Annotated in this window: 25 protein-coding genes; 8 read left to right on the forward strand and 17 right to left on the reverse strand. The window is 63.2% G+C overall.

Features of this window, described 5'->3' with window-relative positions; all coding sequences use genetic code 11:
* The first annotated feature begins 15 nt into the window (after window positions 1–15).
* The gene (locus C480_RS00370; RefSeq protein WP_006663644.1) at window positions 16–1,278 is read left to right on the forward strand and encodes a M20 family metallopeptidase; all 1,263 of its coding nucleotides are present in this window, start codon (window positions 16–18) and stop codon (window positions 1,276–1,278) included.
* A gap of 102 nt (window positions 1,279–1,380) precedes the next feature.
* Here C480_RS00370 and C480_RS00375 read toward each other — a convergent pair whose 3' ends face one another.
* The 4 genes from C480_RS00375 to C480_RS22870 all read right to left on the reverse strand — a co-directional run bounded on the left by C480_RS00375 (window position 1,381) and on the right by C480_RS22870 (window position 3,870).
* The gene (locus C480_RS00375) at window positions 1,381–1,737 is read right to left on the reverse strand and encodes a hypothetical protein (protein ID WP_006663645.1); all 357 of its coding nucleotides are present in this window, start codon (window positions 1,735–1,737) and stop codon (window positions 1,381–1,383) included.
* Between the two features lie 224 nt (window positions 1,738–1,961).
* Window positions 1,962–2,231: a hypothetical protein gene (locus C480_RS00380; RefSeq protein ID WP_006663646.1), complete on the reverse strand. Its 270-nt coding sequence runs from the start codon at window positions 2,229–2,231 to the stop codon at window positions 1,962–1,964.
* Window positions 2,232–2,914: 683 nt separating this feature from the next.
* Window positions 2,915–3,262 carry a hypothetical protein gene (locus tag C480_RS00385; RefSeq protein WP_006663647.1) on the reverse strand — a complete coding sequence of 116 codons (348 nt, stop codon included), beginning with the start codon at window positions 3,260–3,262 and terminating at the stop codon, window positions 2,915–2,917.
* Between the two features lie 134 nt (window positions 3,263–3,396).
* On the reverse strand, window positions 3,397–3,870 hold the full coding sequence (locus C480_RS22870) for a hypothetical protein (RefSeq protein WP_152423996.1): 474 nt from the start codon (window positions 3,868–3,870) through the stop codon (window positions 3,397–3,399).
* Between the two features lie 271 nt (window positions 3,871–4,141).
* Between C480_RS22870 and C480_RS00390 the strand changes: the two genes are divergently transcribed.
* Window positions 4,142–5,674, forward strand: coding sequence for a carboxypeptidase M32 (locus C480_RS00390; RefSeq protein ID WP_006663648.1), 1,533 nt, complete (start codon window positions 4,142–4,144; stop codon window positions 5,672–5,674).
* 81 nt (window positions 5,675–5,755) lie between these two features.
* On the opposite strand, the gene C480_RS00395 is transcribed toward C480_RS00390, so the two are convergent.
* Complete coding sequence (locus C480_RS00395; RefSeq protein ID WP_006663649.1) at window positions 5,756–6,013, reverse strand: hypothetical protein; 258 nt, start codon at window positions 6,011–6,013, stop codon at window positions 5,756–5,758.
* Window positions 6,014–6,185: 172 nt separating this feature from the next.
* On the opposite strand from C480_RS00395, the gene C480_RS00400 reads away from it, so the two are divergent.
* The 3 genes from C480_RS00400 (at window position 6,186) to C480_RS00410 (ending at window position 8,426) form a co-directional block, all read left to right on the forward strand.
* On the forward strand, window positions 6,186–6,818 hold the full coding sequence (locus tag C480_RS00400) for a hypothetical protein (RefSeq protein ID WP_006663650.1): 633 nt from the start codon (window positions 6,186–6,188) through the stop codon (window positions 6,816–6,818).
* A 100-nt stretch (window positions 6,819–6,918) separates the two neighbouring features.
* Entirely contained in the window at window positions 6,919–7,890 is a 972-nt protein-coding gene (locus tag C480_RS00405) for a cobalamin-binding protein (protein ID WP_006663651.1), read from the forward strand.
* Window positions 7,887–8,426 carry a desampylase gene (locus tag C480_RS00410; RefSeq protein WP_006663652.1) on the forward strand — a complete coding sequence of 180 codons (540 nt, stop codon included), beginning with the start codon at window positions 7,887–7,889 and terminating at the stop codon, window positions 8,424–8,426. Before C480_RS00405 ends, C480_RS00410 begins: the two co-directional genes overlap by 4 nt.
* A 52-nt stretch (window positions 8,427–8,478) precedes the next feature.
* On the opposite strand, the gene C480_RS00415 is transcribed toward C480_RS00410, so the two are convergent.
* The 3 genes from C480_RS00415 to C480_RS00425 form a co-directional block, all read right to left on the reverse strand.
* On the reverse strand, window positions 8,479–8,664 hold the full coding sequence (locus tag C480_RS00415; RefSeq protein WP_006663653.1) for a hypothetical protein: 186 nt from the start codon (window positions 8,662–8,664) through the stop codon (window positions 8,479–8,481).
* 182 nt (window positions 8,665–8,846) lie between these two features.
* Entirely contained in the window at window positions 8,847–9,290 is a 444-nt protein-coding gene (locus C480_RS00420) for a hypothetical protein (protein WP_006663654.1), read from the reverse strand.
* A 114-nt stretch (window positions 9,291–9,404) separates the two neighbouring features.
* Window positions 9,405–10,895 (reverse strand): sulfatase-like hydrolase/transferase, encoded by a 1,491-nt coding sequence (locus tag C480_RS00425; RefSeq protein WP_006663655.1) that lies wholly within the window; start codon window positions 10,893–10,895, stop codon window positions 9,405–9,407.
* Window positions 10,896–11,126: 231 nt separating this feature from the next.
* Here C480_RS00425 and C480_RS00430 point away from each other — a divergent pair, with 231 nt between their 5' ends.
* Entirely contained in the window at window positions 11,127–11,435 is a 309-nt protein-coding gene (locus C480_RS00430; protein ID WP_006663656.1) for a hypothetical protein, read from the forward strand.
* A gap of 67 nt (window positions 11,436–11,502) precedes the next feature.
* Here C480_RS00430 and hisS read toward each other — a convergent pair whose 3' ends face one another.
* The 3 genes from hisS to C480_RS24125 form a co-directional block, all read right to left on the reverse strand.
* Window positions 11,503–12,804: a histidine--tRNA ligase gene (gene hisS / locus C480_RS00435; protein WP_006663657.1), complete on the reverse strand. Its 1,302-nt coding sequence runs from the start codon at window positions 12,802–12,804 to the stop codon at window positions 11,503–11,505.
* Window positions 12,805–12,858: 54 nt separating this feature from the next.
* On the reverse strand, window positions 12,859–13,173 hold the full coding sequence (locus C480_RS00440; RefSeq protein ID WP_006663658.1) for a hypothetical protein: 315 nt from the start codon (window positions 13,171–13,173) through the stop codon (window positions 12,859–12,861).
* A 157-nt stretch (window positions 13,174–13,330) separates the two neighbouring features.
* A complete protein-coding gene (locus C480_RS24125; RefSeq protein ID WP_006663659.1) occupies window positions 13,331–14,254 on the reverse strand; it encodes a hypothetical protein in 924 nt (307 codons plus the stop codon).
* A 230-nt stretch (window positions 14,255–14,484) separates the two neighbouring features.
* Between C480_RS24125 and C480_RS00450 the strand changes: the two genes are divergently transcribed.
* The gene (locus C480_RS00450; protein WP_006663660.1) at window positions 14,485–15,195 is read left to right on the forward strand and encodes a class I SAM-dependent methyltransferase; all 711 of its coding nucleotides are present in this window, start codon (window positions 14,485–14,487) and stop codon (window positions 15,193–15,195) included.
* Between the two features lie 179 nt (window positions 15,196–15,374).
* On the opposite strand, the gene C480_RS00455 is transcribed toward C480_RS00450, so the two are convergent.
* The 4 genes from C480_RS00455 to C480_RS00470 form a co-directional block, all read right to left on the reverse strand.
* Window positions 15,375–15,614: a hypothetical protein gene (locus tag C480_RS00455; protein ID WP_006663661.1), complete on the reverse strand. Its 240-nt coding sequence runs from the start codon at window positions 15,612–15,614 to the stop codon at window positions 15,375–15,377.
* Window positions 15,615–15,906: 292 nt separating this feature from the next.
* Window positions 15,907–16,497 (reverse strand): DUF7411 family protein, encoded by a 591-nt coding sequence (locus C480_RS00460; protein ID WP_006663662.1) that lies wholly within the window; start codon window positions 16,495–16,497, stop codon window positions 15,907–15,909.
* A gap of 7 nt (window positions 16,498–16,504) precedes the next feature.
* A complete protein-coding gene (locus C480_RS00465) occupies window positions 16,505–16,855 on the reverse strand; it encodes a DNA-binding protein (protein ID WP_006107651.1) in 351 nt (116 codons plus the stop codon).
* A gap of 203 nt (window positions 16,856–17,058) precedes the next feature.
* Window positions 17,059–17,514 (reverse strand): 30S ribosomal protein S19e, encoded by a 456-nt coding sequence (locus C480_RS00470; RefSeq protein WP_006663663.1) that lies wholly within the window; start codon window positions 17,512–17,514, stop codon window positions 17,059–17,061.
* Between the two features lie 103 nt (window positions 17,515–17,617).
* Here C480_RS00470 and thiL point away from each other — a divergent pair, with 103 nt between their 5' ends.
* On the forward strand, window positions 17,618–18,505 hold the full coding sequence (thiL, locus tag C480_RS00475) for a thiamine-phosphate kinase (RefSeq protein ID WP_006663664.1): 888 nt from the start codon (window positions 17,618–17,620) through the stop codon (window positions 18,503–18,505).
* Between the two features lie 36 nt (window positions 18,506–18,541).
* Here the strand turns inward: thiL and C480_RS00480 are convergent, their stop codons facing one another.
* On the reverse strand, window positions 18,542–19,705 hold the full coding sequence (locus C480_RS00480) for a site-2 protease family protein (protein WP_006663665.1): 1,164 nt from the start codon (window positions 19,703–19,705) through the stop codon (window positions 18,542–18,544).
* 174 nt (window positions 19,706–19,879) lie between these two features.
* Window positions 19,880–20,119, reverse strand: a complete 240-nt coding sequence (locus C480_RS00485) for a DUF7123 family protein (RefSeq protein ID WP_006107664.1) — start codon at window positions 20,117–20,119, stop codon at window positions 19,880–19,882.
* Between the last annotated feature and the right edge of the window lie 32 nt (window positions 20,120–20,151).

The raw sequence follows: 20,151 nt of genomic DNA on the forward strand, positions 1-20,151 counted from the left end.
GCCGTATCCCATCCCATGCCACCAACCGAGAGCATCGTCACGCTCACCCGCGAACTCGTCTCGATCCCGAGCCACGAGGACGAGACCGAGGCGGGCGAGTTCATCGAGTCGTGGCTCCGCCGCGAGACGGACGCCGACGTTCGCCGCGATTCGGTCGGAAACGTTTTCGCTCGAGCCGGAACGGACGGGACTGAAGGCGAGGGTGAGGGCAAGGACGAGGACGACGACGAAGGCGAGAGCGAGACTGCGACCGCATCCGGCTCGACGACCGGGAACGCGGCGACCCCCGACGGAGAAACCGGCGACCGGAACGCCGAGACCCTCGCGCTCGTCGGGCACCACGACGTCGTCGCACCCGCCGAGTCCCAGACTGACGACGACGGCGCGTACGTCGTCGAGGAACGCGACGGCCGACTCTACGGTCGCGGCGCGGCAGACATGAAGGGCGCGCTCGCGGCCGCCATGCTCGCCTTCCGTGACAACGAGATGCGTCGCACCTCCGAGGCCGGGACGGAGACCGGCGACGCCGACCCCGGCGGCGGTGAACTCGTCTTCGCGAGTTTCGTCGGCGAGGAGGTCGGCGGCACCGGCGCGCGACACGCCATCGACGAGGGGTTCGCACCCGAGTTCGCCGTCGTCGGCGAGGGGTCGACGAACTACTCCGGGTCGGACGTGACGGACGTCGCCGTCGCGCACAAGGGCCGACGCGGCAGTACGATCACCGCCCACGGCAGCGCGGCCCACGCGAGCGAGGTCGAGGCCGGCGAGAACGCGATCTACCGGGCGACCGACGCCATCGAGACGATTCGCGACCTCGCGCCGCCGACCGTCTCCGTCGCGGGCGAGACGCTCGAGGGAACCGTCGTCGTCACCGAAATCGAGGGCGGCACGGCGATGAACGTCGTTCCCGACCGCTGCGAGTTCACCATCGACGAGCGGACGGTGCCGGGCGAACGCGCGCCGCTCGCGGACATCGCGGATCTCCCCGGCGTCGAGTGGACCATCGAGCAGGACCTCCCGCCGATGCGGTGTGACGACGCGGCATTCGCCGACGCCGTGCAATCGGCCGCCGACGCCGCCCAGTCCGGCGCTCCTGAACTCGTGACGAAGCCCCACGCGACCGACGCGGGGTGGCTCTCCGAGGCCGGGTCGGAGTGCGTCATCTACGGCCCCGCCGAACCCGGCGAGGCGCACACCGACGACGAGAGCGTGTCGATCGCGGTGCTCGAGCGGTGTTACGAGACCTACCGCCGGATCGCAGCCCAGTGGCCGCGGTGACGGCCCGAGTTCGGCGCGTCGGTTCGGACGGCTTGGTGGGCGTCAGTTCCGGGCACCCGCAGGCTGGTTTGGGGCTGTGCCGGGAACTCGTTGCGGATAGTCTCAGACGCCGGGCACGCCGACCGCTTCGAACCCGGTAATCCCCACCGCGGCGAGGACGTACAGCACGATCAGGACGGTGACCCACGCGACGAGGCCGATCATCGCCGCGGCGGTCCAGTCGGCGGGATACCGGAAGTTGATCACCGCGATGTACGCGAGCAGTGCGAGCAACGGCCCGACGAGCGGGATCCACCCGACGAAAAAGCCGACGACCGCCCAGACGATCGCGCCGAACAGCGCGGTGACGATGGCGTGATCGAAGCTCCGCGCGCCGACGATGACCCGCGCGCCGACGTAGATTCCCAGCGCGCCGATCAGCAGGCTCACGACGAAGACGATAGCTGATGCCAGAACCATACTCGTAGAACGGTCAGCGAGGTGAATAGTCCCGGGCTTGCAATTTCCACCTGATTCACCGCCGTCGAGGGTGCTCGTCCGTCGAGAAGGCAGTCGATCGGCGCGCGAGTTCTCGGTCGCGATTACACTCGTCGGAGTCGATAGTTCGATGCAGCGTTTCCGAATACCGCCCTCGCCGACGAGCGATTTCTGAACTCGGTCGGCGATGGAACTCCGTCGCGGCGTTACCCGTCGTCCGGGTCGGCGGGGTCGCGTTCGGTGTCGGCGTTGGGTTCCGTGTTCGGGTTCGAGTTCGCGTTCCCGCCCCGGGCGTCCCGGGCAGCGTCGGGAGCGACGAGCAGGACTTCGGGCGGTGCGCGACAGCCACAGGGGGCTGCGACGCCCGTCGCGGGGCCGTGGATCGTCACCGTCGTGACCGGCTGACCGCAGAGCGGGCAGTCCGGTAGCGAGGCGGTGGTCGGTTCGTCGGGCGGGTCCGCGAGATCATCGCCCATCGTCGCCTCCGGCCGTCGGCTGCGCTAGTGAGTGGGTGAGCGAGCGTGGCGAGACCCTTGGCTGGCGATACGTCGGTCGTGCGGGATGTTTATGTCCCGGTAGAATGTACGCAAGCATGGCGACCAATCCCTTCACGGGTTGGGAAGCCAAGTCTCGGGTGCTGGTATCACCCGGGGCATTTCAATAAACGCCCACTCCCTCTAACGGGTTTTCTTGGCTTCCGTTCAATACGTTGTTATAGGGTGACTTATATCTACTGCTAAGTGGTGGAATCCCCAGTGGCTACTCGGTTTCTCACCAGTGTGATCACAGTAACTCAGATCGTCTTGGTTGGCTGAACTCGGGCACGTGGGTGCCGTCTATCCTCAGATTCAGCTAGAACACAGCCTCGGGAAGCAAGGACGCGCAATACAACATCGCCAAGATTGGCGGTGACTTCCTTATCTGCTACTCGGTAACTTCTCGGTTACTCTGAACTCGTGTGCATATCCAGGAAATCGATTTCCGTGATGTCTAACCGTAGGGTGAAGGAGGAAGAAAGACCAATAACAGAATTAAAGACGATTGATTAGTTGTCTCCAGGTTGTCATAGAACAGTCCCCATACTCTCTCTGTGACCCCCCGACAAACGGTAAGTACAGGCCAAATAATGAACGTCGAAGATTAATTCTCCAGGAACCATCTACTGGTCAACTTCTTCGTGCACCGACTCACCCTTCCCGGGCTTCGATTCCCATTCCCACTCATCTTCAACTCTAATACGACCATCGTCGAGAAGCTCAACGTCACCAATGGAGTGGCCGGTAGCGGTTTTGTTTTCTGTGTTTATTTGGACGTATCGGATGTCCCACTGTTTCCCATCGAAGGTTCCAACCAAATGTCCGTCTACAACACTGCCACCAGAATAGTTCGCGTATATTCGTTCGCCGTTCTGCTCGAAGTGAAAGACGGTATCTGCACCCACTTCTCCACCTTCATCATTTGCAACGCCAGCAAGTGTCCGTCCATCCAGTGAGATCTCGTCTGTCATATGCTACCCGTGTCAACTCAGCGAATAATTCTTTCGGTGTTCCATTCGCAAGTATAGTGAACGGATAGTTCGCTCCAGATTAGGTGAAAAGAACGCTATGCGAATCGTTCTATGACACCCTCTAATTATTTCGGTTAACTTTCATTGTTTAGTTCTTTTGAGAAGTCAATCCGGATCCCAGCAAATGGGGGTGATCCAATAAACAAATATTTAATATTTGATATTAGTGCCCAGAACTTTCCATCATCAGAATATCTCCATGCACGGTCAAAATTCCGTTCAATTCGATTTATTGCCCAACCAATCTGGTGTAACTGATTGATGGTTGGTTTTTTCAGATCATAGCTCCTAGCTATATTTGCAACCTCATTGTAATTATCACCTTCCGACCGCCAGAACTTGTCTCCTTTATATAGGCGCCACTTTAATATTTTCAGATCATTATGTAAATAGTCGAATTCATCTTCTAGATGGTCTGTTGAAAGGCCTTTCAAACGGTCATAGGAATATTGAGTTTCTAGTGCTTGAAGAAAAGAGTGAAGAAATTCTTGTGTATCTGGAGTGTTCTCAAAGTACAGTTTCTCACTTATCATAGTTGTTTCCTTCATGAAAAGACGGTTTTACTATAGCTAAATATAACCTACCTTCGTTTCGTGTCTTTCCACTGAACACCCGTCACAGACCCGGCCCGAGTTCAGTGTCGCCGTATACACTACCGCCGGGCGGCAGTTCGAACACGTGACCACCTCGTGGTGAACTCGATTCACGACGGGAACTACTGCTCCCCTCCACTTGGCGAATGTGAAGAACCCTGCGTGAAACCACCCGAAATACCCGGAACCACGAGGTTGATACTTCGCCCTCGCGTACCGAACGCCCATGGCAACCGATCAGGCCCGAAGCGAGAGCGAGGGGACTGACACCTACGACGCATTCGAATCGCGCGTCGAACGCATCGCCAACGTCTCGAACGCCGCCGGCGTCCTGCAGTGGGACCAGGAAGTCGTCATGCCCGACGAGGGCACGCCGGCCCGCGCGAAACAACTTTCGACGCTCTCCTCCGTCAGCCACGAACTCCTCACCGCCGACGAGACCGGCGACCTGCTCGACGAACTCGAGTCGAGCGAACTCGACGAAGAGCAAACCGCCGTCGTCCGCGAGGTCCGGCGGCGCTACGACCGCGAGACGAGCGTCCCACAGGAACTCGTCGCGGAAATCTCCGAGACGACCGCGAACGCCCATCCCGTCTGGAAACGCGCCAGAGAGAACGACGACTTCGAGGAGTTCGCGCCCACCCTCGAGAAACTGGTCGAGTTACAGCGCGAGTACGCGAACCACATCGACCCCGACGAAGATCCCTACGCCGTCCTCTTCGCCGACTACGAGCCCTACATCGACCTCGAAACCGCAGAGCGAGTGCTCGAGCGACTGCGCGATGAACTCGTGCCGCTGATCGACGCCGTCCAGGACAGCGACGCCGACCTCGAAACGGACGCCTTCGCGGGGACGTTCGACGACGACGATCAGGAAGCCCTCGCCCGCGACGCCCTCGATGCGCTCGGCTACGACTGGGATCGGGGCCGCCTGGATACCGCACCGCATCCCTTCTCCACGGGGACGCAGTTCGACGCCCGCGTGACGACCCGGTTCGACCCGGACGACCTGCTCGGCTCGATCACCTCGACCATCCACGAGTTCGGCCACGCGAATTACACGCTCGGCCTGCCCGACGAGGGCTACGGGACGCCGCTCGGCGAAGCGCGGGATCTCTCCGTACACGAGTCCCAGTCCCGGCTCTGGGAGAACCACGTCGGCCGCTCGCGGGCCTTCTGGGAGTACTTCCTGCCGATCGCCCGCGAGCGCTTCCCCGAACTCGAATCGGTCTCCCCCGAGGCGGCCTACGAGGCCGCGAATCAGGTGTACGACGACAACCTCATCCGCACCGAAGCGGACGAACTCACCTACCACCTCCACATCGTGATCCGCTTCGAGATCGAACGCGACCTGATCGCGGGCGACCTCGACGTCTCGGAGGTTCCCGACGCCTGGAACGACAAGTACGAGGAGTACCTGGGCGTGCGCCCCGACACCGACGCGGAGGGCTGTCTGCAGGACATCCACTGGTCCCACGGCTCGTTCGGGTACTTCCCGACGTACTCGCTCGGGTCCGTACTGGCGGCCCAGCTCTACGCCGCCGCCGAGGACGACCAGGGCGAGTTCGGTGAGCAGATCCGCGAGGGCGAGTTCGGCGGCCTCAACGGCTGGCTTCGCGAGAACATCCACCGGCACGGCAAGCGCTACACGACGCCCGACCTGATCGAGCGGGCCACCGGCGACGAACTCGGGGCGGACCCCTTCCTCGGGTACGTGAAATCGAAGTACGGCGATCTGTACGACCTCGACGAGTACTGAGCCGATCGGCCGCGGTTCGATTCGGTTGGCCCGGTGTGATTAGTGATTAGTGATTAGTGATTAGTAGTGACTGGCCAGCAGTCACTCGTTCGATCGATTCGACGACGCGTCGTCGGAGACGGCCTCCGGAAGCGGGTCGACCCGAAAGACGTACTCCGCGTAGACGCCGTCGAGATTCGTCGGGTGCTCCTCGGCGGTGTGCGCGCGGCAGAGAACCGCCTCCGCCTCCACGGCACCCTTGCCGGTCTCTTCTTGATACCGCTCGCGGACGACGAACGCCGCGGGTTCGTCGCACCCGCGTCGGTGGCATTCGCGGGACGATGCAGGTGTTTCGACCATACGTTCGCTACTAGAACACGACGGATAATAGCGGGCGGGGTGGCACGGGAGACGCGGGAGACGAGATCATAGCGGCGACCGGCGACGACGGGCCACCTTTAGTCCCTGCCCTATAAAAGCGGGCTGGCACTGCCAGGTCTAGACTCTCCCGTCGTGATCCCCAGAATCGAGTATGCGACTCTCAATTCCGGGCGTTCCCGGCGTCTACTACGACACTGACGCGGGGACGACGGCGCTCGCGACGCTCATGTCAACCGCCGGCCGCCGCGCGCCGAAACCGAGCGGCTACGCCGTCCAGCTCCTGCCGTACCTCTGGTCGTTCGACGTCGACCTCCACGAGGTGCCCAACGACCACCCGATCCAGTACCTCCACCCCGAAAGTGCGGTGAGCCTCGGCGAACTCACGACCGGCCCCCGAGCCCGCCAGGTCGGCACCGAACTCGAGTCGGTCCTCCGCTTTGCCTGGTCGGTCAACCAGGAGGTCGAGTCCGCGACGGACGCCCTCCTCGGAAACGAATCGACCCGGGACGGCGTGACGATCGAAATCCGGGACGGACACATCGTCGCCGACGGCGACGAACTCGCGACCGACGAGTTCGATATCGACGCCGAGGGCGGCGACAGGGATAGTGACGGTGACAGCGGCCGGTCGACGGACGCGACGCGCGAACGGGAGTTCGGGGCGGAGTCCGATGCCGATGCCGATGCCGATGCCGGTACCGGTACCGACGCCGAGTCTGATTCCGATACCGATGTCGATGCCGCTGATGACCCCGAGCGCTTCGATACCGGCTCCGAACGGTGATCACGGGTCATTAACCGCTAACCGCTGATCGCTGATCGCTGATCGCCGACTGCTCATCGCCGGCCCGTCGTTTTTGTTCACTCGCCGTGTACGTCCGATTATGAATGTCGTCACGACGCTCCCCTCGGCGACCGAGATCGTCGCCGCGCTCGGTCTCGAACCCGTCGGCGTCTCACACGAATGTGACTATCCACCCCGGGTCGAATCGCGCCCGTCGATCACCCGCTCGCGGATCGACGCAGACGCCTCGAGCGACGAAATCGACCGACAGGTGCTCGACGCGGCCACCGGCGGCGTCTACGATATCGACACCGAGACGCTGGCCGAACTCGACCCCGACCTCGTCGTCACGCAGGGGATGTGCGACGTCTGCGCCGTCGACGAGGTCGTCGTCGAGGACGCCATCGAGGAGATTCCCACCGATCCGGACCTCCTGACGACCGATCCCCACAGCGTCGCGGACGTGCTCTCGGACATCACGCGCATCGGCCGCGCGACGAACCGCGAGGAGCGCGCGCGGACCCTCCGCGCGGAACTCGAAGCCAGGATCGCCCGCCTCAGGGAGCACACCGTCGACCTGACCGACGAGGAACGCCCGCGCGTCGCCGTCTTCGACTGGACTGACCCCGTCATGGTTGCCGGCCACTGGACGGCCGAACTCGTCTCGTGGGCCGGCGGCGAGTACGGCCTGGCCGACCCCGGCGAGCGCTCCCGGCCGCGCGAGTGGGACGAGATCCGCGACTACGACCCCGAGTGCATCGTCGTCGCGCCCTGCGGCTTCGACCTCGGCCAGACGGCCGCAAACCTGTCCGACCTGACCGAGCGCGACGGCTGGGCGGACCTGACCGCCGTCCGCGAGGGCCGCGTCTGGGCGATGGACGGCAACCACTACCTCAACCGCCCCGGTCCGCGGCTCGTCGACACGCTCGAAGCGCTCGCGCCCATCGTTCAGCCCGACCTGTTCGACGGCAGCGATGAACCTCCCGCGGGCGACGAGTTCACGATTCCCCTCGCCGAACTGGAGCGTCGCTCGACGACTGCAGCTGAACTCGACGCGCGGATGGAGTCGTGACCCGCGATCCGGCTTCCGACGCTGCAGCCGACACCGCCGGTTCGCGCTCCGGTGGCGACGAATGCGGCCCGACGCTCGTCATCCCCGGATCGGTTCGCCGGGCGATCTGCGACCGCGCTCGCGAGGGCGATCCCGAGGAGATTTGCGGGATTCTCGGCGGAGTGTTCGATCCAGAGCGGAGCCGCGTCCGATCGCAGTATCCCGCGACGAACGTCGCCGAGACGCCGCGCACGCGATACCGGATCGATCCCGAGGAACAGCTCGAGTGCTTCGAGCGCCTCGAGGCTCGCGGCGAGGAGATCGTCGGGTTCTACCACTCACACCCGCGCGGTCCGCCGCGTCCGAGCGAGACGGATATCGACGCGGCGACCTGGGCGGACCGGTCGTACCTGATCGTCTCGATCGACCCGTTCGCGGTCCGGTCGTGGCGCTGGCGGGCGGATGCCGGCGGCGACACAGCAGCCGAGACGGCGGCCGAAGACGGCGAGGCTGCCGACGGCGGTCACTTCGAACGTGACCGGCTCCGCACGGAGTGAAAATCGGGGTCCCTCGGGTGGTCGCTCTCGCGATTGTGTCTCTCCATCGCTACTATTGTTCGTCCTCGAGCTCGTCCACTCGCCGTTCGAGGGCCGCAATCCGTTCGTCGGCGTCGTGGTTTCCACCGGAAGCGTTGGCGACGGCGGCGATAATGAGTATCGGGACGATGAGGAGAAGTACAAACACCACGAAGAATCCTGCGCCGCCCGGCGCACCGGAGAGAAACGCTATGCTCATGCGAGTTCGTTCTCGACTGACAGTATAACTGTCGGGATTTCGGTCCCGATTCTCGACCGTCGGTGTGCGAGGAACGGCCGGTCTGGCCGCTCCCGACTGCGCTCCGAATGTAGCTATCGTAGCCAGTGAAGTCAATGTGCACCTCATCGCACGACGACTGTGCGATCAGTGTGGACACCGTTTCAGTTGTTACTATCCGTCTCGTCGTCCGCCCGCGCTTCCGCCGCCTTCGCTCTGAACTCCTCGATCTGCTCGCTCAATTTCTTGCCGACGGTGTACGTGAAGTCGTCCGGCATCAACCCGCGTTGGACATCGATCGTCACCATCGTATCGCAGCCCTCGACGATCTCCGGTGCCCAACTCCCCTGCGCTAACTTCGACTCGTCCGTCACGACCGCCTCGCCGTCCTCGACGTCGATGAACGCCGTCACGGTGTTCCAGATGCGCGGATCGCTCGTCGTCGCCTCGTCGAACAGTCCCTCGAGCCGGGACTCTTTGATCGGCTCGTCGCGCAACTCGACCACCAGGTCTTCGAGCGCGTCGGCCATCGCCTCGTACTCGGCCGCCCGCTCGGTTCGCTCATCGTCGCCGTTCGGATCTGCACTCGCGTCCGCCCCGTTCGTCATCGCATCTCCCTCCCGTTGCCGGCGGTGTCGTTCATACAGAAGCATACCCGCGGTTGCGGTATAAACTCGGTGTCCCGTCTCCGTTCGTGCGATGCTCTCACAGTGAACGACCGCCTACTCCGCCGCCCGGAGCACGCTGGGAACCCACTCGCGATTCGGGTCCCCCGTCTCCTCCATCCACTCGATCAACCGCGTTCGGAGTTCCCGCCGTTCATCCGCGTAGTCGGGGTGATCAATCAAATTCTGCAACTCCGCTGGATCGGCCTCGAGATCGTACAGTTCGTCGACGCCGGGTCCGTTGTAGACGTACTTGTAGCGGTCCGTGCGAACCATCCGCTGCGTGTAGAGACCGAACTCGTCGCCGTGGTACTGCGCGAACGTCGAGTTCGGCCACTCCGTCGCGAGGACGTCGGGATCGCCGCCGTTTTCGAGCAGGGGGACGAGGCTCCGCGAATCGAAGGTTTCGGGGATCGACACGTCGCCGATATCGAGGAACGTCGCCGCCAGATCGTGCAGGTGAACGGGCGCGTCACAGACCGCTCCGGATCGGGTGACACCGGGCCAGCGCACCTGCAACGGAATGTGGTACGTATCGTCGTACATCAGCGGCCCCTTGTTGAACTGGCGGTGGCCGCCGATGAAATCGCCGTGGTCCGAGGCGTGGACGACGACGGTCTCCTCGGTCAGCCCCCGTTCGTCGAGTTCGTCGAGGATCCGCCCGAACTGGTCGTCGATCAGCGTGACGAAGCCCCAGTACTTCGCGATCGCTTCGGCCCAGCGGTCCCAGTCGAAGCCGCTGACGCCGCGGTAGTCGAGGTAGTTTTCCTGCACCTGGGGCTTGCCCGCGTAGGTCTCTGCATAGCTTTCGGGCGGCTCGATCTCGTCGGGGTCGTACATCGAGGCGTAGGGCTCGGGGACGACGTAGGGATGGTGCGGGCCGTAGAAGTCCGCCCGGTGGAAGAAGGGGCTATCGCGGTCGCCGTCCGCGTGGGCCTCGATGGCGTCGATCGTCCGCTCGGCCAGGAACCAGGCCCGGGTTTCCTCGACGTCGATCGACGTCTTCGCCGCGACGAACGTCCCGTCGCCGTCGTCTCGCGGCTCGTCGCCGGTGTAGATCACGTCTTCGAGTTCGGCCTCGCCGATCGGCGTCCCGCGTTCGGCGCGGTACTCGCGGAACGCGTCGTCGATGTTGTCGTGGTGTTTGTCGCTGCCGCCGAGATAGGAGAAGCCGAAGTCGTCGGGGGTCTGGTCGCGCCCGACGTGCCACTTGCCGGTGTACGTACAGTCGTAGCCGGCAGCGTCGAGTTCCGCGGCGAAGGTCGGGATGTTCGGCGGGAGATTCGGCTGGAGCGCGTCGTCCTCGTGGCAGTTGTTCAGCATGCCGTGGCCGTGGGGGAACTGGCCGGTCAGCAGCGACGCGCGGGCGCTCGAGCAGATACTGATCGGCGTAAACGCGTGCTCGAAGCGCATGCCGGTTGCCGAGAGGTGATCTATCGTATCGGTCTCGACGGTGTCGGCGACCGTCCCGTCGCGGGCGCTGCAGTCGTAGCGCTCCTGGTCGGTGAGGACGAGCAGGACGTTCGGTCTGGTGTCAGCATCGGCCATCGTTCCCGCTACGTCGGCGCTGCAGTTAACGATGGGACCTGGATCTGCTCCCGTTCCCGTACCGCCTCTTGCCTCGCATTACCTCGCCTTTCCCGTTTACCGCTCGCTCCTTCCTCTTCCCCTTCCATTTCCTCTCAGTTTTCGTCTCACCCCCGCTCGCTACTGCGCGTCCCATAAACACGCTCCCAGTAAACCCGCACGCTCATTACGCCTCAGTTCAATGCGTCACGCGTGCCAACGGCATCCTGTGGGGAATGTGAGTGGAGTCACCGGGCCGATGACGACGCAACGACCGAACTCGATCTGGCGATGATCGATCACCACGTCGAAACCGGTCACTCGCCGATCAAGCGGGCCGATCTCGTCGAGCCGATTCTCGCCGACGAACTCGACGGCGTGACTGGAAGCGACCGCGAGCGTGGGGCCGCACTCGAAACCGGGACCGGAACTGGAACTAAAACTGGAACTGGGACCGGGACCACGCCTGAGTCCGAGACGGAAACCGAGGCCGAACCGACCGTCGAACTCGAGAAAAACTAACGTCCGGCCGACCGGAAACGGTCGGAACGAACCGCGCGACGGCGGTCCGTTCTCGCTCTTCGAGGCGTTACGAGTCGAAATCCGCGAACGTCGGCCGCTCGTACTCGCCCGGGAACTCCTCGACGGGGACCTGCATCTGATCGCCCGAGTTCATATCTTTGATCGTCACCTCGTCGTTTGCGAGGTCCTGTTCGCCGGCGATGACGACCGTCTCGGCGTTGATGGAGTCCGCGTAATTCAACTGCGAGCCGAAGGAGCGCCCGGCGACGTCCGTCTCGACGACGTGGCCGCGCTCGCGGAGCTCGCGGGTGATCCGGGCCGCCTCCGTTCGGGTGTCGCCGATCTGGAGGACGTAGTAGTCAGTCGTCACCTCCTCGTCGGGCCAGACGCCGGCGCGCTGGCACAACAGCGCCAGCGTCGCGTGACCGGGTGCGACGCCGACCGCGGGCGTCGGCTGCCCGCCGAAGCTCTCGATCAGGTCGTCGTAGCGGCCGCCGCCGAAGATCGACCGCGAGACCTCGCCCGCGGAGTCGAAGCACTCGAAGACGACGCCCGTGTAGTAATCCAGTCCGCGGGCCGTCTCGAGCGAGATCGTACAGTACTCGCGCGCGCCGAAATCGTCGGCCGCCTCGAGGACGTGCTGGAGGTTGTCGACCGCAGCGTCGACGCGATCGGTGTCCGCGAACGCTCTGACCGCCTCGAGATCGCCACCGGCGACGAGGTCGTCGAACTCGACGGCCTGCTCCGACGTGAGTCCCGCCCCGATCAGCAGATCGTGGTACTCCGCCGTCGAAAGCTTGTCCGACTTGTCGACCGCGCGGATCGCGTCGTCGATATCCACGTCCGCATCGTAGGTCTCGAGCACGCCGCCCAGGATGTCCCGGTGGGAGATTCTGAACTCGAAGTGCTCGTCGGTGAGCCCAAGGTTCGTTAGCGCGTCGGCAGCCCAGGCCAGGATCTCGGCGTCAGCTTCGGGCTCCGAGGAGCCGAAGATGTCGACGTTCGTCTGGTAGAACTCGCGCTGGCGGCCCTGCTGGACCTGCTCGTAGCGCCAGAACGGCCGGGTCGAGAACCACTTGATCGGCTTCGAGAGTTCCTGTTGCTTGGCGACGACCATCCGGGCGACGGTCGGCGTCAGTTCCGGCGTCAGGGTGACGTGGCGGCCGCCCTGATCCTCGAAGGAGTACAGTTCCTCGACGATGTCGTCGCCGCTCTTGTCGGTCCACATCTCGGCTCGTTCGAGGGCCGGCGTCCCGATCTCGCGGAAGCCGTAGCCGCGGGCGGTGTCCTCCAGGGTGTCGATGGTCGCCCGTCTGGCGGCCATCTCGCCCGGATAGAAGTCACGAAAGCCCTTGATCCGGTCGTACATGACTGGTGGTTCACCGAGGGCGGACTTCTATCCTTTCGTTTGGGAACGTCGCTCTCAGCGTCCCGCGAGCGCGTCGATCGCGAGCCCGATGACGGTCGCAATGGCATAGAAGTAGCCGATCAGGAGTCCGTACCCGACTGCCGCCCCGACAGCGCTTTCGCGGAAAAACTCGCCCGTTCGATGCACGAGCGCGTCGATCGGTGCCATCACGATCCCGAGCACTCCCTCGACAACCGTGAGGAGCGCCGACTCTTCGGCGAACTCGAGGAGTACCAGATACGCTCCCAGGAGAACCCACAGCAGGGCGAACGGAAGCAAGATCGTTGTGCGAGGCGCGATCGCCTCGACGAACTGGCCGGAACCCGGCATAGTCTATCGTCTCCCCGAACGGCAGTAACGATGCCGGAGAATCGGCTGTGATCCGCATCCACGTTTCAGTTTCATGTCGAGTTCACCGCCAAGAGCATTTCGTCCACTGCTTCCAGAGGTTCGCGCAACCGAAATAGAGCGTGTGGGTTTCCGCCGGTCAGATCAGCGAGACGTCGCCGTTGTGATCGAGCAGGCTGTTGCCCGTGCTCGGGTGCTCCCCGTTGTCGGCATCGTAGTAATCCGAATTCCCGCTCATCATGTCGGTGATCTCCTGCTCCGCATCGAGATACGACGTTGCTTCGTGGGGGGCCGCATCGTCGATATGCGCCCCGACGATCCCGTAATTACTGTACGGCCCCGTCCAGATTCGGCCGTGCGTTCGGCCGAGGACGCCGAACGGACCCGACGCGACGGAGGCTTCGTTTTCGATCCACTCCCCGTCGATGTACATGTGGCGACCGTATTCGACCGGCCAGGTGTTCCACAGAATCCCGCCCTGGCTGTCGATTTCGACGGCCAGATCGTCCGCGTCCGCGGTCGAGTTCGACAGCAGGTTGACCGGCCCCTTGAGTTCGTAGCCGCCGCTGTCCTGGGCGTGGTAGTATTTGGGCACGTACGACGGGTAGGACGCGTCCGCCGAAACACCGTCGTCGGTGAACATGAGCGTTTCCTGTTGCGTTTCGAACAGCGTCTCCCACTCGTCTCCGGTCGCGTACAGCGCGTCCCAGTCTCGCTGTTCCTCGCGTTTGGCCTTCTCCGGAAGGTCGTCCGCCTCGGGATCCGGTCGCTCGATCGTTCGCTCTTCGACGACCTCCGACTTTCCGTACCGTTCTTTCAGTTCTGAACTCGTCTTTCGCTTCGTGATCGTGACCGCCGTCGGCCTGATCGTGGCGCGCGTTACGATCGTTCCCGTGACGCGGAACCCACCGAGTTCACGGGCGGACCCATCCATTGCGCCCGCGCCGCCGATGCCGAATCCGGATCCGGTCGCGAGGAGACTCGCACCGAGCGCGCCGAGCGCCGTCCGCCGGTTCATGTTCGTCGACGTTCGTTTCTCGTCGTCAGGGGTGTCTCGTGTCATCCCATCAACAAAGTGATTGTATTTTGTAGTATATTTATCAGATTGATTTATATACAAGTTGGTTTATTTGATTTGGCGACAAGCACTCATCGGTCTCTGCGGGACGATCCGAGTGACACAGCGGATAGAAATCGCCTGCAATAGGCTGAATCCGGCGCAAAACCAGCCTCGTTCCGGATATTGTACCGTAACCCATCAGTATATTATCGAACACCAGTAAGGAGCCGAACATGACTACAGAAGAGGGGCCGATAGCGAAAGATGCCTACGACAAATTGGCGGATACATACGCACAAGACGTGGAAAACTCCGCGTATAATGCCCATTTGGAGTTCCCGGGAACGACGGCTCTTATACCGGACGTGGATGGGAAACAGATTCTCGATGCAGGGTGTGGAAACGGGAGGTACACAGAATGGTTACTCGACCAGGGAGGCGAGGTCGTGGCCATCGATGTGAGCACAGAGATGCTTACTCGTGCTACTGAACGGTGTGGCGGGCGAGCAGAGTTTCATCAAGCAAATCTTGGTGCCCCACTTGATTTTGCAACAGCAGATGAGTTTGACGGTATCGTGAGCGGTCTCGTACTCGACTACGTACAGAACTGGCACCGGCCGTTCACTGAATTCGCCCGCCTTCTCAAACCGGGTGGGTTCTTCGTGTTTTCAGTGATACACCCGCTCGACGAATACAATATTGACGGTGATATGGATTACTTCGAGATTGAGCAGAGAACGAAGGAGTGGGAACCTCCTGTTCCGTACTACCGGCGTCCATTTTCGGAAGTACTCAGTCCACTACTCGAGACCGGCTTTCGGGTGGATACGATAACTGAACCGCAGCCCACGGACGCCTTCAAAGAGCAACGGCCAGAGCGATTTGAGAAGGAGTCAAAGCAGCCGGTCTTCCTCTGTCTACGGGCCGTGAGACGAGAGAGTTAGCTGTTGTATCCGTTCATTTCAAGCGGCCTTACCGCTCACGTCGCGATTACGGACCGAGTTCAGCCGGCGGACGAGGTGGTTTCGATGGTGGTGTGGTGGTGTCGCCGCCTCGAGCCCACCGCCAACTCGGCTGGCCGCCGCGACCCGAGTTCAGATTGCTGAACTCGTTTCGCGGTGGCTTAGTCCGAGTCGGATCGATCCGGGACCGGTGGAGCGACGCGACAGCCGCAGGGGCCGGCGACGGCTTCGCCGGGACCGATCATGGTGGTCTGTGCGATGGGTCTGTCACAGCGGGGACACTGCGGGAGGCTCGAGTTCGCCGGTTCGTCCGCTGTGTCGGTAGTGGTCGCGTCCTGAGCGGTGTCTGTATCGGTGCCGTCGGCGTCAGATCCGCTCTTGGAGTCTGTCTGATCGGTCATACCGACTGGCACCTCGCTGGTCCCGTCCCATCGTAGGAGAGACTCGCTACTGGTCGAACCCGTCGATGCATCAGGCGTGCGGGATGTTTATATCCCGTGAGAATGTACGCAAACATGGCTTCAGTGCGACACCGCATGGAAGCCACGTCTCGGATGTCATCACCATCCGGGACATTTCATGTCCATTTGGTGGCTTCCGTTCTAATTGTTGATTGGTAGTGACTTATATCTACCGCACAGGGGGAGGAATCGGAAGCGACGGAAACGAGAACGGATCGAGAGCGCCGGAGCGCTATCGAACGCCCGTCACGTACGTCTGATCGTGATCCGGAAAGAGTTCAGCCACGGCCGCCGGGCCGTCCTCCTCGGCGATAATCGCCCGTAGTTCGGCCTCGTAATCCGCCCGATCGATCTCCTCGCTCGGGCCGACGGTCACGTCGAGCCGCGCCTCCACGAGACGGTCCACGGCGGTACGCCCGAAGCCCGACAGCGGGGCGATGTAGTCGACCTCGTGGCGATCCTCGAGACTTTGTGCTTGCGCGCGCGAGATCGTCGGCACGCGGTCGTCTCGCCTCGTCCCGTCGGCGATGGCGTCGAAGGAGTCGGCCGCGAGCGCTTCGAGCGCCTGCTGGTGGACGTGTTGGATACCGTTTCGCGGAAAGCCGTCTTCGCGGATGCGCTCGACCGCTTCGTGGGCCACGTCGGGATCGAGTTCGAGGCGTTCGAACGCGAATCCCGTCGCGCGGGCGGTCTCGCGGGCGTGTTTCCAGTCGTCGCTAATACCGAAGTGTACCGTCGTGAGGGTCACGTCGTAGAACTCGTCGAGGAGAAGCGCGGCGAGCGTCGAGTCCTTGCCCCCGCTGTAGAGCAGTCCGAGATCCATGCCTGCGCTACCGGCGCTGAATGTCGAAGCTCTTGGAGTCGGGCTTGAGTTCCTTGAGAAGCTGTTTCATCTTCTCGTCGTCGATCTTTCCCTGAATGCGGCCGCTACGGGCGAGACTGACGACCTGTCGTTCGACCTGTTCGCCGAACTGGGGCTTGCTCATCTTGACCGTGTTGAGTCGCTTGCGGGCGTCGTCGGTCAGGTGCTGGCGCAGGACCGCCTTCTTCTGGGCTTCGGCCTGCTGGCGGGCCGCTTCCTGCTCCTCGCCGCCCTGCTGGGACTCGGCGCGATCCTGGAGCTGTTCCATTTTCTTCTGTCGAAGCTCCTCGAGTTTCTCCTCGTCGGGTGAGCCACTCATAGCTATACGGACAGTTGTTTCGCACGGAGGAAAATGATTTCGGACGACATCGAGACGAGTCCGCACATCGGTCCGTCTCCCACTCGCGAGCAGTCGCCTTCCGGTACCGCGACGGATCGTCCGCTGACTACCGCTACTGCCCGTTCACGATCGGGGAAAACGCGCCCTGAAAGACGAGTGCAGCTTTAGCTGCGGAAACCGGTTCAGGCGTAGCGCTCGAGTTCCGGACGGTCGAGGTCTTCGAGAACGTCGCCGGCGGTGTCGTCGAGCAGGCTCTGGCCCTCGGCGGTGATGCGGCGACCTTCACCCTCGGCGGTTTCGACGAGATCCTCTTCTTCGAGCTGCTGGAGGATGGTGCGGATCATGTTGCGCGAGCCGTCGGCGCGCTTGTCGGGAGCGACCTGGTAGCGGTTGGAGCCGTTCTTGCCGCCGCCGTACTCGGTTGCGAGTCGCTCGACACCGACCGGACCGCGGTCTGCGACCTTGCGTAGGAGGCTTGCGGCGCGGGTCGCCCAGAAGTCTTCCTGTTCCGGCGGCAGTTCGCGGTCGACGCCGCTTTTCGTGAATTCGCTCCACTCCGGTTCGTCGAGTCGGTCCTCGAAGTCCGCGGCGAGCGCCTCGATGAGGTCGTCCGCCGGAACGTCGTACATCGTAGCCATTGCCGTTGGGTTCCCTTCCGCGGCATTTAAGACCATCGTATCCGCTCCGCGTCGTCCCGGGCATCCCGGACCGTTTTTCGCGCTCGAGTCGAAACAGGGGGGTATGGACGAACGGGCCGCCCTGGCGCTGCTCTCGGGTGAACTCGACGCCGCCGGCGACGACGCTGCGATCGTCGACGACCTCGTGGTGACGACGGACATGCTGCACGAGCGGACGGACTTTCCGGACGGCACGACGCAGTATACGGCCGGCTGGCGGGCCGTCGGGGCCTCCCTCTCGGACGTTGCGGCGATGGGTGCCGAGGCGACGGCCGCCGTCGCCGCCTACGCCGTCCCCGAGTTCACTCGCGCGGACCTGCTCGCGTTCGTACGCGGCGCGAGCGACGTGTGCGACCGCGTCGGTGCCGAGTACGTCGGCGGCGACCTCGACGGCCACGACGAGTTCACCGTGGCGACGACGGCGATCGGTCGCCTCGCAGACGACCCGGTTACGCGCGGCGGTGCGAGTACGGACGACCTCGTCTGCGTGACCGGGACGCTCGGCCGCAGCGCGGCCGCACTCGAGTTCTTCGAGCGCGGCGACGCCGAGCGGGCGAACGACCTGTTTCGGTTCGAGCCGCGGATCGCGGCCGGCCGGGCGCTCGCGGCCCGCGCGACGGCGATGATGGACTCGAGCGACGGCCTCGCGCGCTCGCTTCACCAACTCGGCGAGGCGAGCGACTGCGGCTTCGCGATCGAGTCGGATCGCGTCCCGATCGACGAGTCGGTCCGCGCGGTGATCGACACGGACGACGAGGAAGATGCACTCGAGCGCGCAACCACCTTCGGCGAGGATTTCGAACTCGTCGCGACGGTGCCGGAATCCGAACTCGACGCCGTCCGCGAGGCGACCGCAGTCCCCGTTTCGGTACTCGGAACAGTCACCGCCCGCGAGGACGGTATCACGATGGACGGCACCGAACTCGTGGATCGGGGATTCACGCACGGGTAAGTGAGCGTGCGAACGGCCGGGTACTAACTGAACTCGTTACCCGACCGCGACCGGAACCGGCATGAAACAGAGGACGCCGAGGCCGAAGGTGACGAGCCCGAGGAGAAACCGGCCGGTATCGAGCGCGTCGTCTCGCACGGGTTGGGCCGGGCCGACCGAGGCGAGGACGGCGGTGAACAGCCCCCAGAACGCCCAGATAGCCACCGCGTTTCCGCTGTAATCGTCCCAGTAATAGAGGTACGCTGCGAGTCCGAAGAGGACGCCGGGGACTAGCGCCGCGATCGTTTCCTGGAACCTGCCGGCCATCGCCCGGAGAATGTGGCCGCCGTCGAGTTGGCCGACCGGGATCAGGTTGAGAAACGTGACGAACATGCCGACCCAGCCGCCGATGACGACCGGATTCACCGCCGTCGCCGGATCGTCGCGGTACAGCGGCTGATCGGTGATCGCGGCGAGGAACTCGAGTAACGGGGGATAGCCGAGTTGAATCTGAATCGCGTCCGGGTCCTGGACGAGGGCGTCTCCGGCCACGACCGGCGGGAGGTGAAGGCCGACGACGGTGACGACGACGGTTGCAACCAGTCCGGCGAGCGGGCCGGCGACGCCGATATCGAAGAGTGCTTTGCGGTCCGGCATCCGGCCTTTCATCTTGATCACAGCGCCCATCGTCCCGATGAGCGTCGGCACCGGGATGAAGTACGGGAGCGTGGCGTCGACCTGGTGGTAGCGACTCATCACGTAGTGACCCATCTCGTGAACGCCGAGCACGCCGAGAATGGCGAGCGAGAAGGGCCAGGCCTTCCACATCTCGGCGGGGTTCGCGATCGGGTCGATGTGATACCACATCGCGCCTGCAAACAGCGTCGAGAGGACGGTCGCACCGAGCAGCAGGATGTTCGTCCACGGAATCCCGTCGATACCGATGCTCGACGGTTCGGCAACGACGACGTGCTCCCCGTGGCGCGTCTCGAACTGCGGTTCGTAGCCGTACTCTCGAAAGACGGGCCACACCTCCCGGAGCAATTGCTCCGGCTGAACCAGCGGGTCGCCGTAGTAGACGACCGAGTCGCCGTCGGTTCGCACCTCGTAAACCGCGAAGACGGACTCGATACGCTCGATCGGAGGCCCATCTGTCGTCGCCTCGTCTGTCGCTGTCGCTCGGCGTGCTGGGCCAATTCCGGACGAAGCACGGTCGTCCATCACCGGAGGTTCGTTGTCGGTTCGTATAAATCGACTGCAGTTAGTCAGGAATTGCTATCGTCCCGATTTCGGAGTTCGATTACTGATCTCGATACCGGCTCGAGTATCGAGACCACCATCGAAGCGGATGGGGGCGGACAACTGCGCGGCGGCAAGCGGGTGCGACTGGAGGGATCAGGCGGGTTCGACGCGCCACGTGGTCGCACTGGTGTAGGACCACTTTTCGATCTCGAGGTCGGTCGCCGACTCCGAGAGCTTGACCATCAGCGCGCCGATCTCCTTCGGGGACATCCCGACGTCGTCGGCGATGAACTTCCCTTTGAAGTAGAGTTCGCCGTCTTCTGCACGTTCGCGAAGATAGCGTTTCAGGCGGTGTTCTTTGCTTTCCGTGGAGGGTTGGGCTGTCGTGCTCATCGACACTACCCACTCTAACCAGGAATAGAGGG

Origin of the sequence: Natrialba aegyptia DSM 13077 (assembly GCF_000337535.1) — an archaeon.
Lineage (GTDB): Archaea > Halobacteriota > Halobacteria > Halobacteriales > Natrialbaceae > Natrialba > Natrialba aegyptia.